General features: G+C 42.2%; 12 protein-coding genes and 1 pseudogene. 9 read left to right on the top strand and 4 right to left on the bottom strand.

Translation table 11 applies throughout. The features are described 5' to 3' along the window. Positions 1–166: 166 nt before the first annotated feature. The 4 genes from ACFN7Z_RS11495 to ACFN7Z_RS11480 all read right to left on the bottom strand — a co-directional run bounded on the left by ACFN7Z_RS11495 (position 167) and on the right by ACFN7Z_RS11480 (position 4,311). Positions 167–547, bottom strand: a complete 381-nt coding sequence (locus ACFN7Z_RS11495; protein ID WP_004980894.1) for a VOC family protein — start codon at positions 545–547, stop codon at positions 167–169. Positions 548–675: 128 nt separating this feature from the next. Then, on the bottom strand, positions 676–3,105 hold the full coding sequence (lon, locus tag ACFN7Z_RS11490; RefSeq protein ID WP_010326303.1) for an endopeptidase La: 2,430 nt from the start codon (positions 3,103–3,105) through the stop codon (positions 676–678). Positions 3,106–3,253: 148 nt separating this feature from the next. Continuing rightward, positions 3,254–3,844 (bottom strand): 5-formyltetrahydrofolate cyclo-ligase, encoded by a 591-nt coding sequence (locus tag ACFN7Z_RS11485; RefSeq protein ID WP_010326304.1) that lies wholly within the window; start codon positions 3,842–3,844, stop codon positions 3,254–3,256. A 71-nt stretch (positions 3,845–3,915) separates the two neighbouring features. Beyond that, positions 3,916–4,311 (bottom strand): MerR family transcriptional regulator, encoded by a 396-nt coding sequence (locus tag ACFN7Z_RS11480; RefSeq protein WP_010326305.1) that lies wholly within the window; start codon positions 4,309–4,311, stop codon positions 3,916–3,918. An 82-nt stretch (positions 4,312–4,393) separates the two neighbouring features. Between ACFN7Z_RS11480 and ACFN7Z_RS11475 the strand changes: the two genes are divergently transcribed. The 9 genes and pseudogenes from ACFN7Z_RS11475 (at position 4,394) to ACFN7Z_RS11435 (ending at position 18,881) form a co-directional block, all read left to right on the top strand. Next, a complete protein-coding gene (locus tag ACFN7Z_RS11475) occupies positions 4,394–7,357 on the top strand; it encodes a heavy metal translocating P-type ATPase (protein ID WP_058952085.1) in 2,964 nt (987 codons plus the stop codon). Between the two features lie 341 nt (positions 7,358–7,698). Then, positions 7,699–8,610, top strand: coding sequence for a LysR family transcriptional regulator MumR (mumR, locus tag ACFN7Z_RS11470; RefSeq protein ID WP_004694273.1), 912 nt, complete (start codon positions 7,699–7,701; stop codon positions 8,608–8,610). 345 nt (positions 8,611–8,955) lie between these two features. Further along, positions 8,956–10,210 (top strand): annotated as a pseudogene (locus tag ACFN7Z_RS11465) (NRAMP family divalent metal transporter). A 35-nt stretch (positions 10,211–10,245) separates the two neighbouring features. Beyond that, on the top strand, positions 10,246–11,028 hold the full coding sequence (locus ACFN7Z_RS11460; RefSeq protein ID WP_010326308.1) for a LamB/YcsF family protein: 783 nt from the start codon (positions 10,246–10,248) through the stop codon (positions 11,026–11,028). Beyond that, positions 11,021–11,827 (top strand): putative hydro-lyase, encoded by an 807-nt coding sequence (locus ACFN7Z_RS11455; RefSeq protein ID WP_010326309.1) that lies wholly within the window; start codon positions 11,021–11,023, stop codon positions 11,825–11,827. The genes ACFN7Z_RS11460 and ACFN7Z_RS11455 overlap by 8 nt, the downstream gene beginning before the upstream one ends. A 34-nt stretch (positions 11,828–11,861) precedes the next feature. Continuing rightward, the gene (locus ACFN7Z_RS11450) at positions 11,862–13,445 is read left to right on the top strand and encodes an urea amidolyase family protein (protein WP_010326310.1); all 1,584 of its coding nucleotides are present in this window, start codon (positions 11,862–11,864) and stop codon (positions 13,443–13,445) included. Beyond that, the gene (locus ACFN7Z_RS11445; RefSeq protein ID WP_010326311.1) at positions 13,445–15,166 is read left to right on the top strand and encodes a biotin carboxylase N-terminal domain-containing protein; all 1,722 of its coding nucleotides are present in this window, start codon (positions 13,445–13,447) and stop codon (positions 15,164–15,166) included. The genes ACFN7Z_RS11450 and ACFN7Z_RS11445 overlap by 1 nt, the downstream gene beginning before the upstream one ends. A 354-nt stretch (positions 15,167–15,520) precedes the next feature. Beyond that, positions 15,521–16,453: an IS5-like element ISAha1 family transposase gene (locus tag ACFN7Z_RS11440; protein WP_004637176.1), complete on the top strand. Its 933-nt coding sequence runs from the start codon at positions 15,521–15,523 to the stop codon at positions 16,451–16,453. A 208-nt stretch (positions 16,454–16,661) separates the two neighbouring features. Continuing rightward, the gene (locus ACFN7Z_RS11435) at positions 16,662–18,881 is read left to right on the top strand and encodes a TonB-dependent receptor (protein WP_171253705.1); all 2,220 of its coding nucleotides are present in this window, start codon (positions 16,662–16,664) and stop codon (positions 18,879–18,881) included. The last annotated feature ends 14 nt before the right edge of the window (positions 18,882–18,895 follow it).

The raw sequence follows: 18,895 nt of genomic DNA, 5'->3' as shown, positions 1-18,895 counted from the left end.
GATGACCATGCAATTTCAAATTATCAATAAAAAGAAACATACAGCGCGTATCTGTTCTTATTATTTATATCGGGCTTTTTATCGATTTTTCAAGTCTGATGGATGATAGAGGAAAAGGTTTTATACAAAAATTCAAACCAACTAAGCGAAAATGGGTAGATTCATTTCACGTCATGGAATGTAGGCCAATCATATTTCCTTCGCTATCAAAGGCCAGCACAATAAAACCATATTCACCAATGGCCGTTTTTGCTTCATGAATTTTTCCACCAGACTCAACAAGTCGGCTCGCTTCATTCGCACAATCGTCACATGAAAAATAGATTAAGGTACTGTTTCCTCCTGCGGATAGGCCTGGCATTTTCACCAGTGCACCTGAAGCACCATAGGCTTGCATGTCTGAGGGGAAAGCCCACATTTGCAGTGAATTATCATCTGCTGGTGGGGTTAATTCAGTTAATTGAATATTAAAAACAGATTCATAAAATTGTTTGGCACGAGATAAGTCATCCACATAAATTTCAAACCAGCCAATCGGGTTTTTCATTTTAGTTGTCCTACATGTATCCCTTGATCAAATTATTGTAGGAAATAAAAGCATAAAGATGTGTGGTGTTATCTACAGTAAATTGTAATAAAAAAGAGAGCCGAAGCTCTCTTTTTTACGATGCCGAATTAGTGGCGTGCAGCTTTTTTGCCTTCATCGACCGCTTTCACTATTGGTGCTTTGACCAAAGGCTCAGGCATAGAGGTCAACGCCAGTGGTAAAATCTCATCAATCGATTTCACCGCTTTAATCTCTAAACCTTCTTTGACATTGTCAGGGATTTCAGATAAATCACGGACGTTGTCTTGAGGAATGAAGACCAGCTTAATTCCACCACGGTGTGCAGCCAGTAGTTTCTCTTTCAAGCCACCAATGCGCATTGCACGACCACCAAGACTGGTTTCACCTGTCATGGCAATATCTGGACGAATTGGGATGCCTGTGAAAGCAGAAACCAATGCAGTTGTTAACGCTAAACCTGCAGATGGACCATCTTTCGGTGTTGCACCTTCTGGTAAGTGCACGTGAACATCGGTTTCTTCAAAGCGGGTCGATTCGATACCCAATTCATCTGCACGGGTACGCACGACAGTCATAGCTGCGGTAATGGACTCTTTCATTACATCGCCGAGTGAACCCGTGGTAATGAATTTACCTTTACCTTTGACCGCTGCAACTTCAATGGTCAACAACTCACCACCGACCGAAGTCCATGCTAAACCATTGACACGACCCACTTGGGCTTCGTCTTCCGCCATACCAAAGTCAAACTTATGTGGACCTAAGTAGTCTGGAAGGTTAGCCGAAGTCACGTCGACTTGTAGGTTTTTCGCCTTCTTGCTGACCGCTTCTTTTACCACTTTACGGGCAATTTTAGAGACTTCACGCTCTAAACTACGCACACCGGCTTCACGTGTATAACGTTGTACGATGTCACGAATCGCTTCTTCATGAACAGTCAATTCTTTCGCACGTAGGCCATTGTTCTTCATTGCTTTCGGAACAAGGTAACGCTCAGCAATATTCACTTTTTCATCTTCGGTATACCCCGGTAGACGAATCACTTCCATACGGTCAAGCAAGGCTTCTGGAATATTCATGCTGTTCGCAGTACAAATGAACATCACTTCAGACAAGTCCAGATCAAGATCTAAATAGTGATCGTTAAACTTGCTGTTCTGTGATGGATCGAGTACTTCAAGCAACGCAGAAGCAGGGTCGCCACGGTAGTCTTGTGCCATCTTGTCGATTTCGTCGAGCAAGAACAATGGGTTCTTCACGCCGACCTTCGTTAAAGACTGCACAATTTTACCCGGCATCGCACCGATATAAGTACGACGGTGCCCACGGATTTCCGCTTCGTCACGTACGCCACCGAGTGCCATACGCACAAACTCACGACCTGTCGCTTTCGCAACAGATTCACCCAGTGAAGTTTTACCTACACCTGGAGGGCCAACCAAACAAAGGATTGGGCCTTTGAGTTTTTTCACGCGAGATTGAACCGCTAAATATTCCACAATACGATCTTTTACGTCATCTAAGCCGTAATGATCGGTATCTAAAATTTCTTGCGCTTTGCTTAAGTTAATGCTGACTTTGCTGGCTTTATTCCAAGGCGTATCTAAAATGGCCTCGATATAATTGCGCACCACAGCCGCTTCACTAGACGCAGGTTGCATCGCTTTAAGCTTACGGAATTCGCTTTCAGCTTTTTTGCGCACGTGTTCAGGCAAATCAGCTTCGGCAAGACGTTTTTCAATTTCAGCAACGTCATCTTCCGCGCCGCCATTCATGTCAGAAAGCTCACGCTGAATCACCTTCATCTTTTCATTGAGGAAGTATTCGCGTTGATTTTTCTCCATTTGACGCTTCACTGAGTCATGTAAAGTTTGCTCAATCTGTTGTTCTTCAGATTGCTGCAATAAATACGTCATCAGTTCTTGTAGATGGGCTTCAAACTCATCGTGTTCGAGGAATTTTTGCTTCACATCAATATTCAGTGGAACACGGGTCGCTACGAAGAATAACAACTGCAGTAAATCGTCAATTTTGTTCGCAGCAGCAATCAGTTCACGTGCATTACGCAGCTTTGCTTCAGCATATTGAGCAAATAGGGCACGTAATTCTTGGACACGTGTTTCTTGCGTGGTTTCGTCAATGTGGACTGACATTGGGCTAAGCGCATGTTCTGCGGTTAGATAATCATTTTCATCAATGATTTTTTCTAGCTTTGAACGATGCAAGCCTTCAATTAATACTTTTATACAGTTTTCATCATTTTCATGATTCACAACTTGCACAATCTTCGCGACAGTACCGTATTGATATAAGTTGTCGTGATCAATTTCTTCTGAAAGAGAATCTTTCTGAGCAACTACAAATACTAGATTGTCACTGTTACGAGCCACATCAACTGCATTGATCGATTTTTCACGACCTACAAATAGCGCAATTTGCATGTGCGGATACACCACCACATCACGTAACGCTAAAAGTGGTAATACACTTGGAACCTGAGGCTCTAAGGTTTCTTGATTCATAATAATTTCAGACATGGGCACTCCTAATGAGTGACAACGGTGTTGCCATGTTTTTTATAGTGATGGGTATTTTAAAAAATACAAGGGCAGGTCAAAATAAATTGTATAAAAAATGACTAAACATGTGATTTTTAAGTATTCTCAACAGTCAAAAATGTCAATTTTAGCGCTTGAAGCGTAAATGCTGTTGAGGGGTCAGCAGCCCATCCAAAGGTTGATCCCATGTTTCTCGAATTAAGCGCTGTGGCACCAACTGGAAGTGATGGGCCAAACCCAAACGAAACGGACGGTGATAGGGCGCAGAAGCCAAGGTTTTGTCATAAAAACCACCACCCATGCCAATGCGTGTGCCATAAGGATCACACGCCAATAAGGGCATGAGTAATAGGTCTAAATGTGAAACGTGCTGACCACGTGTTGCCATAGGCTCTTGCATACCCAACGGATGGTGAGAAAAGCGTTTATTTTGAAATTGATGACGTGAAACTTTGACCCACACTAAGCGCTGATTCATATTGCAAATCATCGGTAAATACACTGCTTTTTTTTGATGAAAACAATATTCAATGATTTTATGGGTTTGAATTTCCCCAAAAGCATGTAGATAGATCCCGACACGGGTGGCATGTTTAAATTCGGGCACACGTCTTAAACGTTGTAAAATTTGAAGTTCGGACTGCTGCTGTTGATAGGCGGAAACTTGTCTGCGTTGTTTGCGAAGCTGTTTTCTGAGTTGGGCAAGTTCAATCGACATGGTGAACGCAGTCCTGAGAATCGAAAAGGTGTGTGTGAAAATGATCGTCAAATTTCAAAGATGGTATCTGTTTATGGTGCAATCGTTGAACCTTTTTTTAGCTCTTGCAAAATTGGGCAGCAACTGTCGGTGGTGGTTTTACATTCATCCACCCAGCTTGAAAGGCGTTGTTTCAAAGCATTCAGCTCTTGAATCCGTTGATCAATTTTTTCCAGTCGTTGCTGAATCACATCACGGACTTTTTCACGGTCATCCAGTTGCAAATGTAGTAGATCTTGAATTTCACTGAGCTGTAAGCCCGCATCTTTACCTTTTTGTATAAAGCTTAAGGTTTCAATATCTTGCTGACTATAGTAGCGATAGTTTTGTGTGGTTTCAGGAATACGCATCAGACCGATCCGTTGATAATAACGAATGGTTTCCACATTCACTTGACAGTGTTTTGCCAGCTTGCCGATAGTGAGCATAAAATAATCTCCAAAAGGCTTGACTCAGTACCTAGGTACAGACTTTATGCTAACACAATCAAAAAATAAAAGGTGAGTCAGAATGAGTGAGCAACACAAAACGTCTTGCTGTTCCAAACAGAAATTAGCGCCGATGGTGGTGAATATCGATCCTGTCTGTGGGATGACGGTCGCAGAGGACTCTCCTCATGTGTATGAGTATCAATCAGTTCGTTATTTGTTTTGTTGCTCAGGCTGTTTAAAGAAATTTTCGGCCAATCCAGAGGCTTACTTAACATCAGAAAGGGCGCCCAGTGTTTGTTGTAGTCAATCCAAAACAGATATAAGCGATGCTTCATCTCAGGGGAAAGAGGAAAGTGCTGTAGTTACTTCCAAAGGTTGTGGTTGCGGATCAAAACCTGTGTCAGATGCAGAGAAGACCACATTTATTGACCCTGTGTGTGGTATGACCGTAACAGATTTAACTAAACCGCATACCGTGTGGCAGGGACAGGACTACTATTTTTGTAGTGAAAAATGTTTGCAAAAGTTTATTGCAACCCCAGAGGCTTATGTAAAAACTGAAGATGCAGCATCGGTGTCTACTTCTACTGCTGGCTGTTGTGGATCAACTCCGAAAGAGACAGAGAAAAAAACATCTTGTTGTGAGCCTAAGCCGAAAATAGAACCAGACAGCAAAGCAAGTTGCTGTGCACCCAAGCCGAAGGTAGAAGTTGCCCAAAGTAGTTGCTGTGGTGGTGGGAAACATCAACATGAACATCATGCTCCATCTGGATCAGCTGAGTTTATGGACCCTGTCTGTGGCATGTCAGTCGATCCGAATACAGAGTTAAAAACGGATTATCAGCAACAGACTTATTATTTTTGTAATCCTTCGTGCTTAGATAAGTTTAAGGCTGACCCTGAATTTTATCTGATTCCACCCGATCAGCGTCCTGTGCCTGAAGGGGCGGCGGATATGGACTATACCTGTCCGATGGACCCTGAAATTGTACAAAAGGGACCGGGGACGTGTCCGATTTGTGGTATGGCACTCGAGCCGATGCAACCGACTTTAGATGATGCACCGAACCCTGAATTGGTGGATTTTAGCCATCGCTTTTGGATGACTTTGCCGCTTACGTTGATTGTATTTGTACTGGCGATGGGTTCACATATTCATAGTTTCATTTCACCGCATATTCAGCCGTGGATTGAGTTGGTCCTAGCGACTCCTGTAGTGCTATGGGCGGGTAAACCGTTTATTGAGCGTTGCTGGACCTCGTATAAAACCCGCAACTTAAATATGTGGAGCCTCATTGGTGTCGGGGTGTTAGCGGCCTATATTTATAGTGTGGTGGCGACTATTTTCCCAAGTTTGATTCCGATGGCAGCCAAAACAGGGCATGGCGTGGCGGTGTATTTTGAAGCAGCCTGTATGATTGTGTCCTTAAGCTTGCTGGGGCAAATCATGGAGCTGAAAGCGCGTGCCAAAACCGCAGATTCGCTGAAAGCCTTGTTAAAGTTACAAGTGAATACTGCCAAATTGGTACAAGCCGATCAGGTGGTTGAAGTTGAAATTAGCATGGTGAAGCAGGGGGATATTCTACAGATTTCTTCAGGTGAACAGATTCCACTAGATGGTGTGGTGGTGGAAGGCAAAACCTATGTCGATGAAGCCATGATGACAGGGGAGCCTGTACCTGTGAAAAAGCAAATGCATGACACAGTCATTGGTGGTACGGTCAATCAACAAGGCAGTATTCGTATTCAAACCACGGCGGTCGGGGCGAATACCACTTTGGCGAAAATGATTCAGACGGTGGCAGAAGCACAGCGTTCTAAAGCACCGTTACAACGTTTGGCCGATGTGTTTGCCAAGTATTTTGTGATTGTGGTGTTACTGATTAGTGTTTTGACTTTCGTTGCATGGATGGTGTTTGGTGGTGCGCAATTTGACTTGGCTCTGATGTGTGCGGTGGCGGTATTGATTATTGCCTGCCCATGTGCGCTGGGTTTGGCGACGCCAATGTCCGTGATGGCCACTACAGGGTGCGCGGCACAAAAAGGGGTATTATTTAAAGATGCAGAGGCGATTGAAGCTTTAAGTAAAGTGAATACCCTGATTGTCGATAAAACAGGGACTCTGACGGAAGGTAAACCAAGCCTTAAAGAAATTCAGTTGCTCAGCCCAAATGTGAACCAAGCGCAAGCGGAACAGTGGATTGCTTCGATTGAGCAATATTCAAGTCACCCGATTGCACAGACTTTGACGCAAATTGTGCCTTCACAGCAGTTGCTGAAAGTGGCAGACTTTGAGGATGTGACTGGCTTTGGTGTCAAAGGTCAGATTGGCGAGCAAACCCTCTATATTGGTAGCCAAAAGCTGCTTGAACAGCTCGGCATCACTTTAGATGATACTTTGCAAAGCCAGTTGAACCAGCAGCGTGCGACAGGCAATGTGATCAGTTTCTTAAGCAATAGCCAAGAAGTGCTGGCTTATATTTCTATTCACGATGCGATTAAATCAAATGCGCAAGAGGTCATTAAGCAATTGATGGCTGATGGCATTGAAGTGGTGATGGCAACAGGTGACCATGAGCAGAATGCACAGTTAGTCGCAAAAGAACTGGGGATTCAGCATGTATATGGCAACTGCACTCCAACTGAAAAACTGGACATCGTGAAGAAATATCAGGCCCAAGGTAAAATTGTGGCGATGGCGGGAGATGGCATTAACGATGCACCAGCCTTGGCACAAGCCAATGTCGGAATTGCAATGGGGAACGGAACCGATATTGCTAAACAAACCGCACAAGTGACTTTGGTTAAAGGTGATATTCGTGGCGCAGCCGATGCGCTACATATGGCGAAACTGGGTGTGCGGAATATGAAACAAAACCTTGCTTTTTCCTTTGTGTATAACGGTTTAGGTGTACCTGTGGCAGCAGGAATTTTCTATCCATTAACAGGGTTATTACTCACCCCAATGTTCGCTGCGGTGGCTATGTCATTGAGCTCATTGTCCGTAGTCTTAAATGCTTTACGTTTACAGAAGAGTAAATAAGCGCTTTTAGATTTTTACACTCCCTTTTCAGTTGAGTTTAAAAAAAGCATCTTTTTAACAAAGGTGCTTTTTTTATGATGATTCGTGATGGGATGAAGTGCAGCGCGAATAAACATTGATTTTTACAAGCGTCTTTTTTTGACTAAACTTGATTTAAAGAGCCTTGATCCGGTTCGAGCGAGTAAGGTTGTATAAGACGCAAAATAGATGTATTTGGGCAAGGCATAGCGCTTGAATGATCATCATCTCGTGAGACATTTTGAAATTATATAAAACAGTAACTTAAAAAATAGTGGGAACTGCCGTACTATAAGCGGGATGGAGTAAAGGCAGGATTCAGGGTGAATTTAAAAAATCTAGAAGCATTTTATTGGGTTGTGACTTTAAATAGTTTCAATAAGGCTGCCACAAAATTACAAACGACTCAGCCTGCCGTTTCACAAAAAATCACCTCTCTTGAAAATGATTTAGGTTTTAAAGTTCTAGATCGCAGCTTTCGACAGCTTAAACCCACCCATAAAGGCATGACCCTGTTTAAATATGCTGAAAAGTTTATGCGTTTAGAAACCGATTTGGTGGCTGAGCTGACTGAAAACCAGCACCTCACAGGAACAATTCGTTTAGGCGTTTCCGAGACCATCGTTTATACGTGGTTGGTTGAATATATCGAAAAAGTGCAAAAAGAGTTTCCCAAAGTTTCTGTGGAAATTGTGGTGGATTTAACCCCAAATTTGCAAGAAGGTGTGCGTACGGGAGATTTGGACATGGCCTTTTTGCTGGGTCCGACTTTGGCTTTCGAGTGTGTAGAGCAGGCGCTGTGCGACTTTGAACTGAGTTTCTTGGCAGCGCCTTCTTTTAAAGGTGGTGTGGGGCAAATGTCATTTAAGGCATTGATGTCTCATACCATTTTAACTTACCCAAAAATTACCTATCCCTATAAAGAGCTCAAGGCCAAAATGAAAGAGCAGGCACTGGATGAGCCGCTTTCAATTACCAGTTATTCGCTTGCGACCTTATTGCGTCTTGCGGAGCAAGGTTTGGGAATCGCCGTTGTGCCGACCTTAACGGCGCTAAAGGAAATTACCGATGGTCGCTTGGAAATTTTAAATACCCCGATCCAGCTCAAGACCTTTCATTTCACCTCGATTTATATGCAAGGAAATGATGCTGCCTTGAAAGAGAAATTAACCGATGTCGCAGTCACTGTTTCTGAAAGCGCAATGAAAAGATTGCTTGAGAAAATTAAAAAATAATTGAGGCGTACGCAGTTTTTTGACAAGTGATGTTTCTTTATCTCAAAACGTAATTTGTTTGAAAAACTATAAAAGCAGCTTATCGTGCGTGATAAGTAAAATTTATCATTAGACTTTTAATAAATAAAAAATAATAAAATACAGCCATTTAGTTTTAATAATGGATGTAAAAAGTCGTATTGTTCATCGCGCTTGCCTATGTTCTTATTTCAAATAGAAGATTTGATCCGCCATGGCTTTGGTTGGGCAACAGGGAATCTTTGTCAGTTAAAGGGATTTAAGAACAGAATTTGCAAACAAAATGATGTTCTTGGTTCAACTTGAAAATAGCGTTATTAAGCTCAAATGGACGAGGAACGCATTAAATATGTCTTTATTAAAATCTTCTTTTTTATCAGATCGCCAATGGGCCATTGTTGCTTCAATCTTCATGATGGCAACCTCCGCCATGGGACCTGGTTTTCTCACTCAAACCGCGGTCTTTACTGTGAAATTGGGTGCGGCGTTTGGCTTTGCCATTCTCGTGTCTATTTTGATTGATTATGTGGTTCAACAAAACATTTGGCGTGTCGTAACGCTGACGCAAATGCGTGCCTCGGATATTGCCAATAAAGCCTTGCCGGGCAGTGGTTATTTACTGGCTTTTCTGGTCATTTTGGGTGGCTTTTTCTTCAGTATTGGTAATATTGCAGGTGCGGCTTTAGGTCTCAATGCCTTATTTGGGTTAGACACTAAATGGGGCGGCATTTTAAGTGGTGCTTTAGCCATTTTAATTTTTGCTTCAAGAAAAGCCACGCTGGCGATGGATAAAAGCATGATCGTTTTGGGGTTGCTCAAAATCATCTTGATTATCATTGTTGCTGTCATTGTGATGCCACCTGTGGGCCAAGCTGTTCATCAAACGTTTGCACCCGACCAGATTGATTTTGCCATCATCACCACGATTGTTGGTGGAACGGTCGGCGGCTATATCTGTTATGCAGGCGCCCATCGTTTACTGGATAAAGGCGCGGTTGGCCCTGAAAATATTGATGAAGTCGCAAGAGCTGCAACCAAAGGTATTGTGGTTGTGGGCATCATGCGTTATGTGCTGTTTTTAGCTTTCTTGGGCGTAGTGGTGAGTGGTGCAAGCATTGATTTAGCCAGCCATGATGCCAACCCAGCAGCACAAGCTTTTCAATATGCCGCAGGGACTTTCGGTTATAAATTATTTGGTCTGATTTTCTGGGCAGCAGGGATCAGTAGTACCATTGGCGCGGCTTATACTTCGGTTTCATTCTTTACCGCATTTAAGAAAAACCTCAGTCCAAAACAAACCAATTACACCACCATTACATTTATCGCTTTGGCTTTATTACTGTATGTCGTACTGGGCGCGACCCCTGCTGGATTATTGATCTTCGTTGGTGGCTTTAATGGTTTGGTACTGCCGATTGGTTTAACTATTTTTGTTTATGTTGCCGCTTGCCGTAAAGATATGATGGGGAATTATAACTATCCAAAATGGTTACTTATTTTGGGTGTACTCACATGTATGTTGACATGGTGGATGGGCTATATGTCCTTTACCACAGTCTTTAATTATTTAACCAAACTTTAAGCCAGTAGACGGTGAAGTGATAAAGGAATTAAGCCATGTTTGTAGATTTAAATAGTGACTTAGGTGAAAGTTTTGGTTCGTGGAAAATGGGCAATGATGACCAAATTCTACCCGTGGTGACAAGTGCCAACATTGCATGTGGTTTTCATGCAGGAGATCCGCTGGGGATTTTAAAGACACTGCGTAAAGCTGTTGAATTAAACGTCGCGATTGGCGCGCATGTATCTTATCCAGACCTCGTTGGTTTTGGTCGCCGCAATATGGATGTGTCACGTGATGAGCTGATTGCCGATGTGCTGTATCAAATTTCTGCACTGGATGGTCTAGCTAAAGTGGCTGGTTCTCACGTGCAATATGTGAAACCACATGGCGCACTGTATAACACCATTGCACACGATCACGCTCAGGCCGCTGCGGTGATTGATGCCGTTAAAATGTATAACCCAGAACTGGTTTTGGTGGCACTGGCAGGTTCCCATTTGGTTGAGCAAGCACGTGCAGCAGGCTTAAAGGTTGTATCTGAGGCATTTGCAGACCGTGCTTATAACAGTGATGGTTCATTGGTTTCACGACGTTTGGACGGGGCTGTTTTACATGACTCAGCCTTTGTGGCACGCCGTGTGGTGTCTATGTTGAAAAATGGCGGCGTTGAGTCGATTGATGGTGTATTTACCCCTATTCAAGCGGACACGATTTGCTTACATGGTGACACCGCAGGTGCTTTAGAGATGTCGGCTGCGATTAAAGCTGAACTGCTAAATCATCATATTGAAATTCGTCCCTTTGTCTTAAAGCATGAGGAAGTAAGCAATGTATAAGGATATCCGAGTCGATTCAGCGCAGCTTGAAGCCGCTTTAGCCGCACGTTTAAAAATTCGTGCAGGCTTTGACAAACCAACGGCGGGTATGGCTGCGGGCATGACGCAGGTCAATATGATTTCGGTACCTAAAGATTGGGCTTATGATTTTCTACTGTATGCACATCGCAATCCGCAAAGCTGCCCTGTTTTAGACGTGCTAGAGGAAGGTGTTTATGCCACAAGACTGGCAGAAAACTCAGATATACGCACCGACTTTCCACGTTATCGCATCTGGAAAGAGGGTGAAATGGTCGATGAAGTAACGGATGCGAGTGACATTTATCATGCACATCCTGACTTGGTGACGTTTCTAATTGGCTGTAGTTTCTCTTTTGAAACTGCATTGCAAGAGGCGGGCATTGAAGTTCGTCATATCCATGATCAGACCAATGTGCCGATGTATTTGAGTAATATTCAGTGTCAGCCTGCGGGACGTATTTCGGGCAATATGGTGGTTTCTATGCGTCCAATTCCATCCCATCAAATCGCGGATGCCGTCAAAATTACAGCACGGATGCCAAGTGTGCATGGTGCGCCTGTACATATTGGACATCCTGAAGGTTTAGGCATTCGTGATGTGAATCAGCCAGACTTTGGTGATGCTTCACGTATTGAGGCTGGGGAAATTCCTGTGTTTTGGGCTTGTGGTGTAACCCCACAAGCGGCGGTGATGAACTCAAAAATTCCTTTTGCCATTAGCCATGCACCCGGTCATATGTTCATTACCGACATTCCTGATCGTGCATGGATAGGTTAAGCGGGACGAAAGAACAATTAAAAAGGATAGGCACATGCGTTTTTTATCGGTAAACGCGGATTGTTTTCTCATAGAGCTTGCCAGCCTAGAGGAAACATTGGCGTTGTACAATAAATTGCACACGATGCAATTGAATGGAATTAAAGACTTAGTCCCTGCTGCAAAAACAATTTTAGTGTTTTTTAATGAAATCGAAACCACCTTTAAAACACTGGTTGCTTCGATTCAGACTATAAAAATTGGTTCAGGCGTTGAGCGTAATGTCCAAGAGCTGATTATTCCTATCTGCTATACGGGCGAAGATCTTGCTCAAGTTGCAGAGTTACAAGGGCTTTCAATTGCTGAAGTTATCTTGAAGCATCGTCAAAGTGTTTGGAATGTGGCTTTTATTGGCTTTGCGCCGGGCTTTGCTTATATGAGCAGTCCCGATCGACCTTTTACAGATATTCCTCGTTTAGCTGTGCCACGTAAAAAAATACCGTCGGGTTCTTTGGGACTGGCAGGACAATATTCAGGGATTTACCCGAAAGACAGTCCGGGGGGCTGGCAGTTGATCGGTACGACTGCTGAAAAAATGTGGGATTTGGAACGTAAAAATCCAGCGCTACTGTTACCGGGGATGACAGTACATTTTGAAGATGTCACACATCAACCGACCACGGTTAGCGTACCACAGCAAGTCACTCGTACAGTTGAACCTAAACAATCCATGCCTTTGTTTACGGTAACAGCACCGAGTTTACAGATGCTGATCCAAGATGAAGGGCGTTTTAACCAGACCAAGATTGGGGTTGGTGTTGCAGGGGCGATGGATGTATCGGCGATGCACAGTGCAAATCGAATTGTCGGTAACCCAACTCCGACGCCTGTGATTGAAATTTTAAATGGTGGTTTGAAAGCCAAAATGCATCAGTCCGCAGTCATTGCGGTTACGGGAGCAATTTCAAACATCCACGTGAAATTTAGTGATGACCAAAAGGCTGACTTTGAGAGTTATCAAGCGATTGCCCTTGATGAAGGTGATGAATTTCAGATTCAAGCACCGACGGCAGGGCTAAGAAATTATCTGGCGATTCGTGGTGGTATCGACGTACAGCCTGTGCTGAATAGCGCCTCATTTGATAGTTTGGCTGTATTAGGACCAGAACCTCTAAAAATGGGGGATACGGTTAATCAAGGACAGGTTGAAGTTTCAAATATCAGTAATACCGAAATTGCGAAGTTACACTTGCCCAAAGTCGGCGATGTGGTTGAGCTCGACATTGTAATGGGACCGCGAACGGATTGGTTCGAAGTAGAGAGCATTGAGCGCTTATGTCAGCAAGCTTGGCTTGTGACCAATGAAAGTAATCGGGTTGGACTGAGGCTTTCAGGTGAGCAGCCGTTGCAGCGCAAAATTACTCATGAGTTGGAAAGTGAAGGAACTTGTATTGGTGCCTTGCAGATTCCGCCAAACGGTCAACCTGTACTGTTTATGAATGACCATCCTTTAACTGGTGGCTACCCCGTGATTGCGGCTGTGGCGAAGCACCATTGGGACTTGGTGGCACAGATTCCAGCAGATTGCCAAATCAAATTTAAAAAAATGACCGAATTTACAGATTTTGAGAATGAATGATGACTACTGAAAAATTATTAATTGCAAACCGTGGTGAAATTGCCGTTCGTATTATTCATGCTTGCCGTGATATGGGTATTTCATCGGTTGCTTTATATGCTGATGACGATATGGACAGTATGCATGTCGAACTGGCGGATGAAGCATGGGGTTTGGCGGGTGCAACTGCACGTGAAACTTATTTGAATATTCCAGCCATTCTTGAGGTTGCTAAAAAATCCAAAGCGACCATGGTGCATCCGGGTTATGGCTTTTTATCTGAACGTGCTGAATTTGCACAGGCCGTAATTGATGCAGGCTTAAAGTGGGTAGGGCCATCGCCAAGCGCCATTGAAAAATTGGGTGATAAAATTGAAGCACGTAAGATAGCTGCTTCAGTGGGTGCACCTTTAGTTCAAGGCACACAAGACCCCTTACATAATGCTGATGAAGCCCTCGAGTTTGCAAAGCAGTTTGGTTTACCTATTGCGATTAAAGCCGCGTTTGGCGGTGGTGGTCGCGGTTTAAAAGTCGTTTGGAAACTGGAAGATGTAAAAGAGCTGTATGATTCGGCTGTACGTGAAGCGCAAGCTGCCTTTGGCCGCGGTGAGTGTTTTGTTGAGCAATACTTAGATCAGCCTCGCCATGTCGAAGCGCAAGTGATTGCCGATCAACATGGCAATGTAGTGGTTTTAGGTACACGTGATTGTTCGCTACAGCGTCGTAATCAGAAGTTGGTTGAAGAAGCCCCAGCGCCTTTTATCAGCGATGCAATTTATGAAGAAATTTTAACTTCAGCCAAAAATATCTGTCAGGCAGCCAACTATGTCGGTGCGGGTACCGTTGAATATTTGCTAAGCCGTGATGGAAAGCTTTCATTTTTAGAAGTAAATACCCGCTTGCAGGTGGAACATCCTGTCACGGAAGAAACGGCCAAAGTCGATTTGGTGGTTGAGCAAATTCGAGTGGCTCAAGGCCATGAACTTTCAATCAAAGAAACCCCGAAAGTGCAGGGGCATGCCATTGAGTTTCGTATCAATGCTGAAGACCCTGCTCGCGGCTTCATTCCTGCATTTGGTGTATTGAGTTTATTTGAAGCACCATTTGGCCAGGGCGTACGCGTAGACACAGGTGTTCGTACTGGTTCTTTGGTGTCGAGTCATTTTGATTCGCTTATGGCAAAACTGATTATCACAGGCCCAACCCGTGAAATTGCGATCGCTCGCGCTAAACGTGCGCTGAAGCAATTTAAAATTGAAGGTGTTGTTTCGGTTTTAGACTTTCATCGTGCTGTATTAAATGAAGCTGATTTTACCGACACATTTAATGTCCATACTCGTTGGATTGAAAATGATTTTAAACAGGACTTAAAGCCAACGAAACGCAGTATTCCGAATCATCAACAGCCGATGTTACTCAGTTATATTGAAATTGATGGGAAATTACATCGTTTAGGCTTACCTGCGGGTATGTTTGCACAAAACCCTACAATGACGTTTCAAGACCAACCGGCTACAGAAACAGCAGTGAGTGCTGAACACTTACTTGCACCAATCAATGGCGTAATTAGCGCTTGGAAAGTAGAAAACGGGGAGCAGGTTGCAGAGGGGCAAGTGGTTGCGATTATGGAGGCCATGAAAATGGAAGTTCCTGTACTTGCACATCAAAGTGGGGTAATTCAGTTGACAGCTCAGCAGGGAGCGACCTGTCACGCAGAGCATATTATTGGATCGATTTGCTAAAAAATTAAATCATGTGAATGAGCCTGATGCAGCATTTAGCTAAGTCAGGCTTTTCATTTAGAAATTCTTAATAATTGAGGGCTGATTGGCTTTGTTTTATGGACAAATGTAGTGGAAAAATGGTTCGATAAAGATTTAATAGTCCAATAAAAGCGTTATTTTAAGAGATAGAGATATTCAATAATCATTTTGTTTGGTAGCAGAGAGACAAGATGAAAACTATAAGCTTGAAAAATAAAAATGAAAGAGTATTAGCGTTGTATGTAATTATTATTTTAACTAAATAAAGTACTCCGAAGAGGCTTTGTTGCACAAACCTATCTCTAAAGGCTTATTCCACAATATAATTCTCAAATGAATAAGCCCACACCTAAAATCTATCGTACAACCAATTGGTCTTCTTATAACAGTGCATTAATAAATCGAGGAAATCTCTCAATTTGGTTTGATCCCAAGACTCAATGGTACGCTCAACCCAAAGGTAAACATGGTCGAAATCAAACTTATTCAGATACAGCCATCCAATGCTGTTTAATGATCAAATCCTTATTTCGTCTTTCTTTACGCATGGTCACTGGCTTTGTGCAAAGTCTCATTCATCTTTGTAGATTAGATTGGACAGCACCAGACTATTCCACCATCTGCAGAAGACAAAAGCATATTGATATTGCAATTAACTATCAAAAAAGCAGTAATGGTCTCCAGCTACTCGTCGATTCTACTGGCTTAAAGTTTCTAGGCGAAGGTGAATGGAAGCGTAAGAAACACCAACCTGAATATCGTCGCCAATGGCGTAAACTTCATATTGGTATAGATGCTGAAACCCTTCAAATACGCGCTATTCAACTCACTACAAATAATGTGAGTGATTCACAAGTGCTTGGTGATTTACTCGATCAGATTCCACAAGATGAGCAGATTGACTCTGTCTATACTGATGGGGCTTATGACACCAAGCAATGCCGTCAAGTAATTGCAGACCGACAAGCACATGCGGTGATTCCGCCAAGAAAAAATGCGAAACCTTGGAAAGATACAAAGACCAGCTCGCTAGAGCGAAATGAATTACTTCGAACAGTTAAACGTTTAGGAAGAACAATATGGAAAAATTGGTCAGGCTATCATCGCAGAAGTCTGATAGAAACCAAGATGCATTGCATCAAATTATTAGGCGATAAACTCCGTGCGAGAAACTTTCAAAGCCAAGTCAATGAGATTCATGCACGTGTGGCCGTATTAAATAAATTTACAGATTTAGGCCGACCTCACACCCAAGTTGCCACTTAAATTTAGATAACTTGGAAGAAGTTTAGCTTTTGAATGTTTGTGCAACAAAGCCCTTCAATATTAGAAAATTACGTATCAAAACAGCTGAATAGTTTTTTCTTTAAATTATTTATTTACAATAAATAATTTAAAGTTATTTGATAAAAAAATTGACTGGAAAGTAAACAAGAATTATTTTGATAAAAATTCTTATTACTATTTGCAAATTATGAAAAAGCCCTCTTCAATATCTATGTCTAAAAAACTTTTCCCAATATTAGCAACAACAGGTGTAATTTTCATTTCTAATTCGAGTTTTGCAGAAAACTCAGAAAAGGTTTCTCCATCAGAAAATACTGTACAACAGTTAGAAACAATGACATTCACTGCCTCACGTGCTGATGAAGTACAAGAAAAATCAAAACAAGTGACAAATTTAGATGAAAAACAAATTGAACTTTTAAAAAATGGTTCTTCAGGGAATATTGCAACTGTTTTAGCAAAAGCTGTGCCTGGCTTATCTGATTCAAGTCGTACAATTACAGATTATGGACAAACATTACGTGGGCGAAATGCACTTATCTTAGTTGATGGTGTTCCGATGAATTTAACGCGTGATACTTCTAGAGGTCTTTCTTCTATTGATCCGGAAAGTATTCAAAATATTGAAGTTATTCGAGGAAGCAACGCCATTTACGGTAGTGGTGCAGCAGGCGGGATTATATCTATAACAACTAAAGCTGCTGGTGGAGAACCTACAGCTAAAACTGTTATTGGCTTACAAAGCCCTTTAACTAATTTCCGTACAGATGCATTAAGTGGGGATATTCACCAATATTTTACGGGAAGCTTGGATAATTTTGACTATGCATTGGACTTTGGCTATCAACGTATTGGTAGTCCATATGATGCCAGTGGTGATAGAGTTGCTCCAGAACCCAGTCAAGGTGATCTTTATGATGCTGATGCCTATAGCATAGGGGGTAAAATTGGCTATCATATTGATGACAATCAATACCTACAGCTTGCGGCGAATTACTATAATGCAGAACAAGATTCTGATTATGCAGCTGATACGAGCACAAAAAAATATCCTCTTGGTAGTGTACCTGCTCAAGCAATTAAAGGTTTAAAATTAAAAGATCAAAATAAAAATGAAAATCAAATCTATAATTTGACCTATATCAATAAAGATTTATTAGGAAATAAAGTTGATGCACAACTTTACTATCGAGACTTCTTTACTCGCTTCTCACCATTTGATGCGCGTGGTAATGCAAATCGTGGAAAACAAGTAGATCAAATTTACCAAGAAAATAATGTCCTAGGTAGTCGCTTAACAGTCTCGACTCCACTTGAATTCTTGGGTGATACAACTGTCGTTTGGGGCGGTGACTTTAGTCGTGAAAAGAGCGAGATGCCCTTGGATATTTTTGACCCTCAAATTTATGATCAGTCTGGTGGTCTAGAGTTTGTTAAAATTGGGAATCTTATTTATTTGCCTGAGCTCACAACTCAAAGTCTTGGCGGATTTGTTCAATTTAAGCATCAATTTAATGACCAATGGGCTGCTGAGATTGGAACTCGTTATGAAGATAGTTACGCTGAAATCGATAGTTTCATCCCATTATCTCAGTTAGGTAAACCAAACCCTTATACAGTCCAAGGGGGTAAAGTTAAAGCTGATGCATGGTTATATAATGCAAATCTTACTTTCTCTCCAACTGATCAACACTCGATATACGGCTCTTTTAATCAAGGCTTTCAACTTCCTGATGTTGGTTTAGTTATACGTAATGCTGGAGTCGGTTTTAACCTTGCTTCATCATTTTTAGAACCTGTAAAAGTTGATAATTATGAGCTGGGTTGGAAGGGTGATTTTAAAAATATCTCATCTAGTTTTGCCGTATTCCATTCAACCTCTGACCTTGGAGGTGTCCAATCTTTTAACAATGGATTGGTTCTTGCTAGAACAAAAGAGAAAGTTTCTGGTGTTGAAGCAACTATTGACTACATTGATGATGTTAATGTTTGGGGGACTGGGGGGAGTGTAACGTGGATGAAAGGTCGTGAAACTCCACAAAACACGAATAAAGAACAAGATATGACGGGCTTCAGAATCCCACCATTAAAATTGACTGGTTACATCTCTTATAGTCCAACTGATACTTGGACGAATAGACTACAGGCAACTTACTTTGGTGCGAAGGACTACAGGTTGAATGGCGTAAACGGTTTTGGTCGTTATGATGTGAAATCTTATACAACGGCCGACTTAATCAGTAGTTTTGCGCTTAACAAAAAAGATATTGTAACTATTGGTTTAGAAAATATGTTTAACCGAAAATATTACCCACTTTATAGCCAATTGCTAAGATCTGGTGACAACACAAGTCACTTAGTAGCGAATGGAGCAACGTTAAAAGTTTCTTATAGTCATAAGTGGTAGTACTTATCTTTATT

This window comes from Acinetobacter sp. P1332 (genome assembly GCF_044057475.1).
GTDB classification, from domain to species: domain Bacteria; phylum Pseudomonadota; class Gammaproteobacteria; order Pseudomonadales; family Moraxellaceae; genus Acinetobacter; species Acinetobacter johnsonii.
This window is presented reverse-complemented; position numbering and strand designations above follow the sequence as displayed.

Excerpts from the sequence above, each read along its gene's own strand:
- ACFN7Z_RS11485 (WP_010326304.1), bottom strand. The coding sequence starts at position 3,844 with ATGTCGATTGAACTTGCCCAACTCAGAAAACAGCTTCGCAAACAACGC.
- lon (WP_010326303.1), bottom strand. The coding sequence starts at position 3,105 with ATGTCTGAAATTATTATGAATCAAGAAACCTTAGAGCCTCAGGTTCCA.
- ACFN7Z_RS11435 (WP_171253705.1), top strand. The coding sequence starts at position 16,662 with ATGAAAAAGCCCTCTTCAATATCTATGTCTAAAAAACTTTTCCCAATA.
- ACFN7Z_RS11460 (WP_010326308.1), top strand. The coding sequence starts at position 10,246 with ATGTTTGTAGATTTAAATAGTGACTTAGGTGAAAGTTTTGGTTCGTGG.
- ACFN7Z_RS11455 (WP_010326309.1), top strand. The coding sequence starts at position 11,021 with ATGTATAAGGATATCCGAGTCGATTCAGCGCAGCTTGAAGCCGCTTTA.
- ACFN7Z_RS11440 (WP_004637176.1), top strand. The coding sequence starts at position 15,521 with ATGAATAAGCCCACACCTAAAATCTATCGTACAACCAATTGGTCTTCT.
- ACFN7Z_RS11475 (WP_058952085.1), top strand. The coding sequence starts at position 4,394 with ATGAGTGAGCAACACAAAACGTCTTGCTGTTCCAAACAGAAATTAGCG.
- ACFN7Z_RS11445 (WP_010326311.1), top strand. The coding sequence starts at position 13,445 with ATGACTACTGAAAAATTATTAATTGCAAACCGTGGTGAAATTGCCGTT.
- ACFN7Z_RS11495 (WP_004980894.1), bottom strand. The coding sequence starts at position 547 with ATGAAAAACCCGATTGGCTGGTTTGAAATTTATGTGGATGACTTATCT.
- ACFN7Z_RS11450 (WP_010326310.1), top strand. The coding sequence starts at position 11,862 with ATGCGTTTTTTATCGGTAAACGCGGATTGTTTTCTCATAGAGCTTGCC.
- ACFN7Z_RS11480 (WP_010326305.1), bottom strand. The coding sequence starts at position 4,311 with ATGCTCACTATCGGCAAGCTGGCAAAACACTGTCAAGTGAATGTGGAA.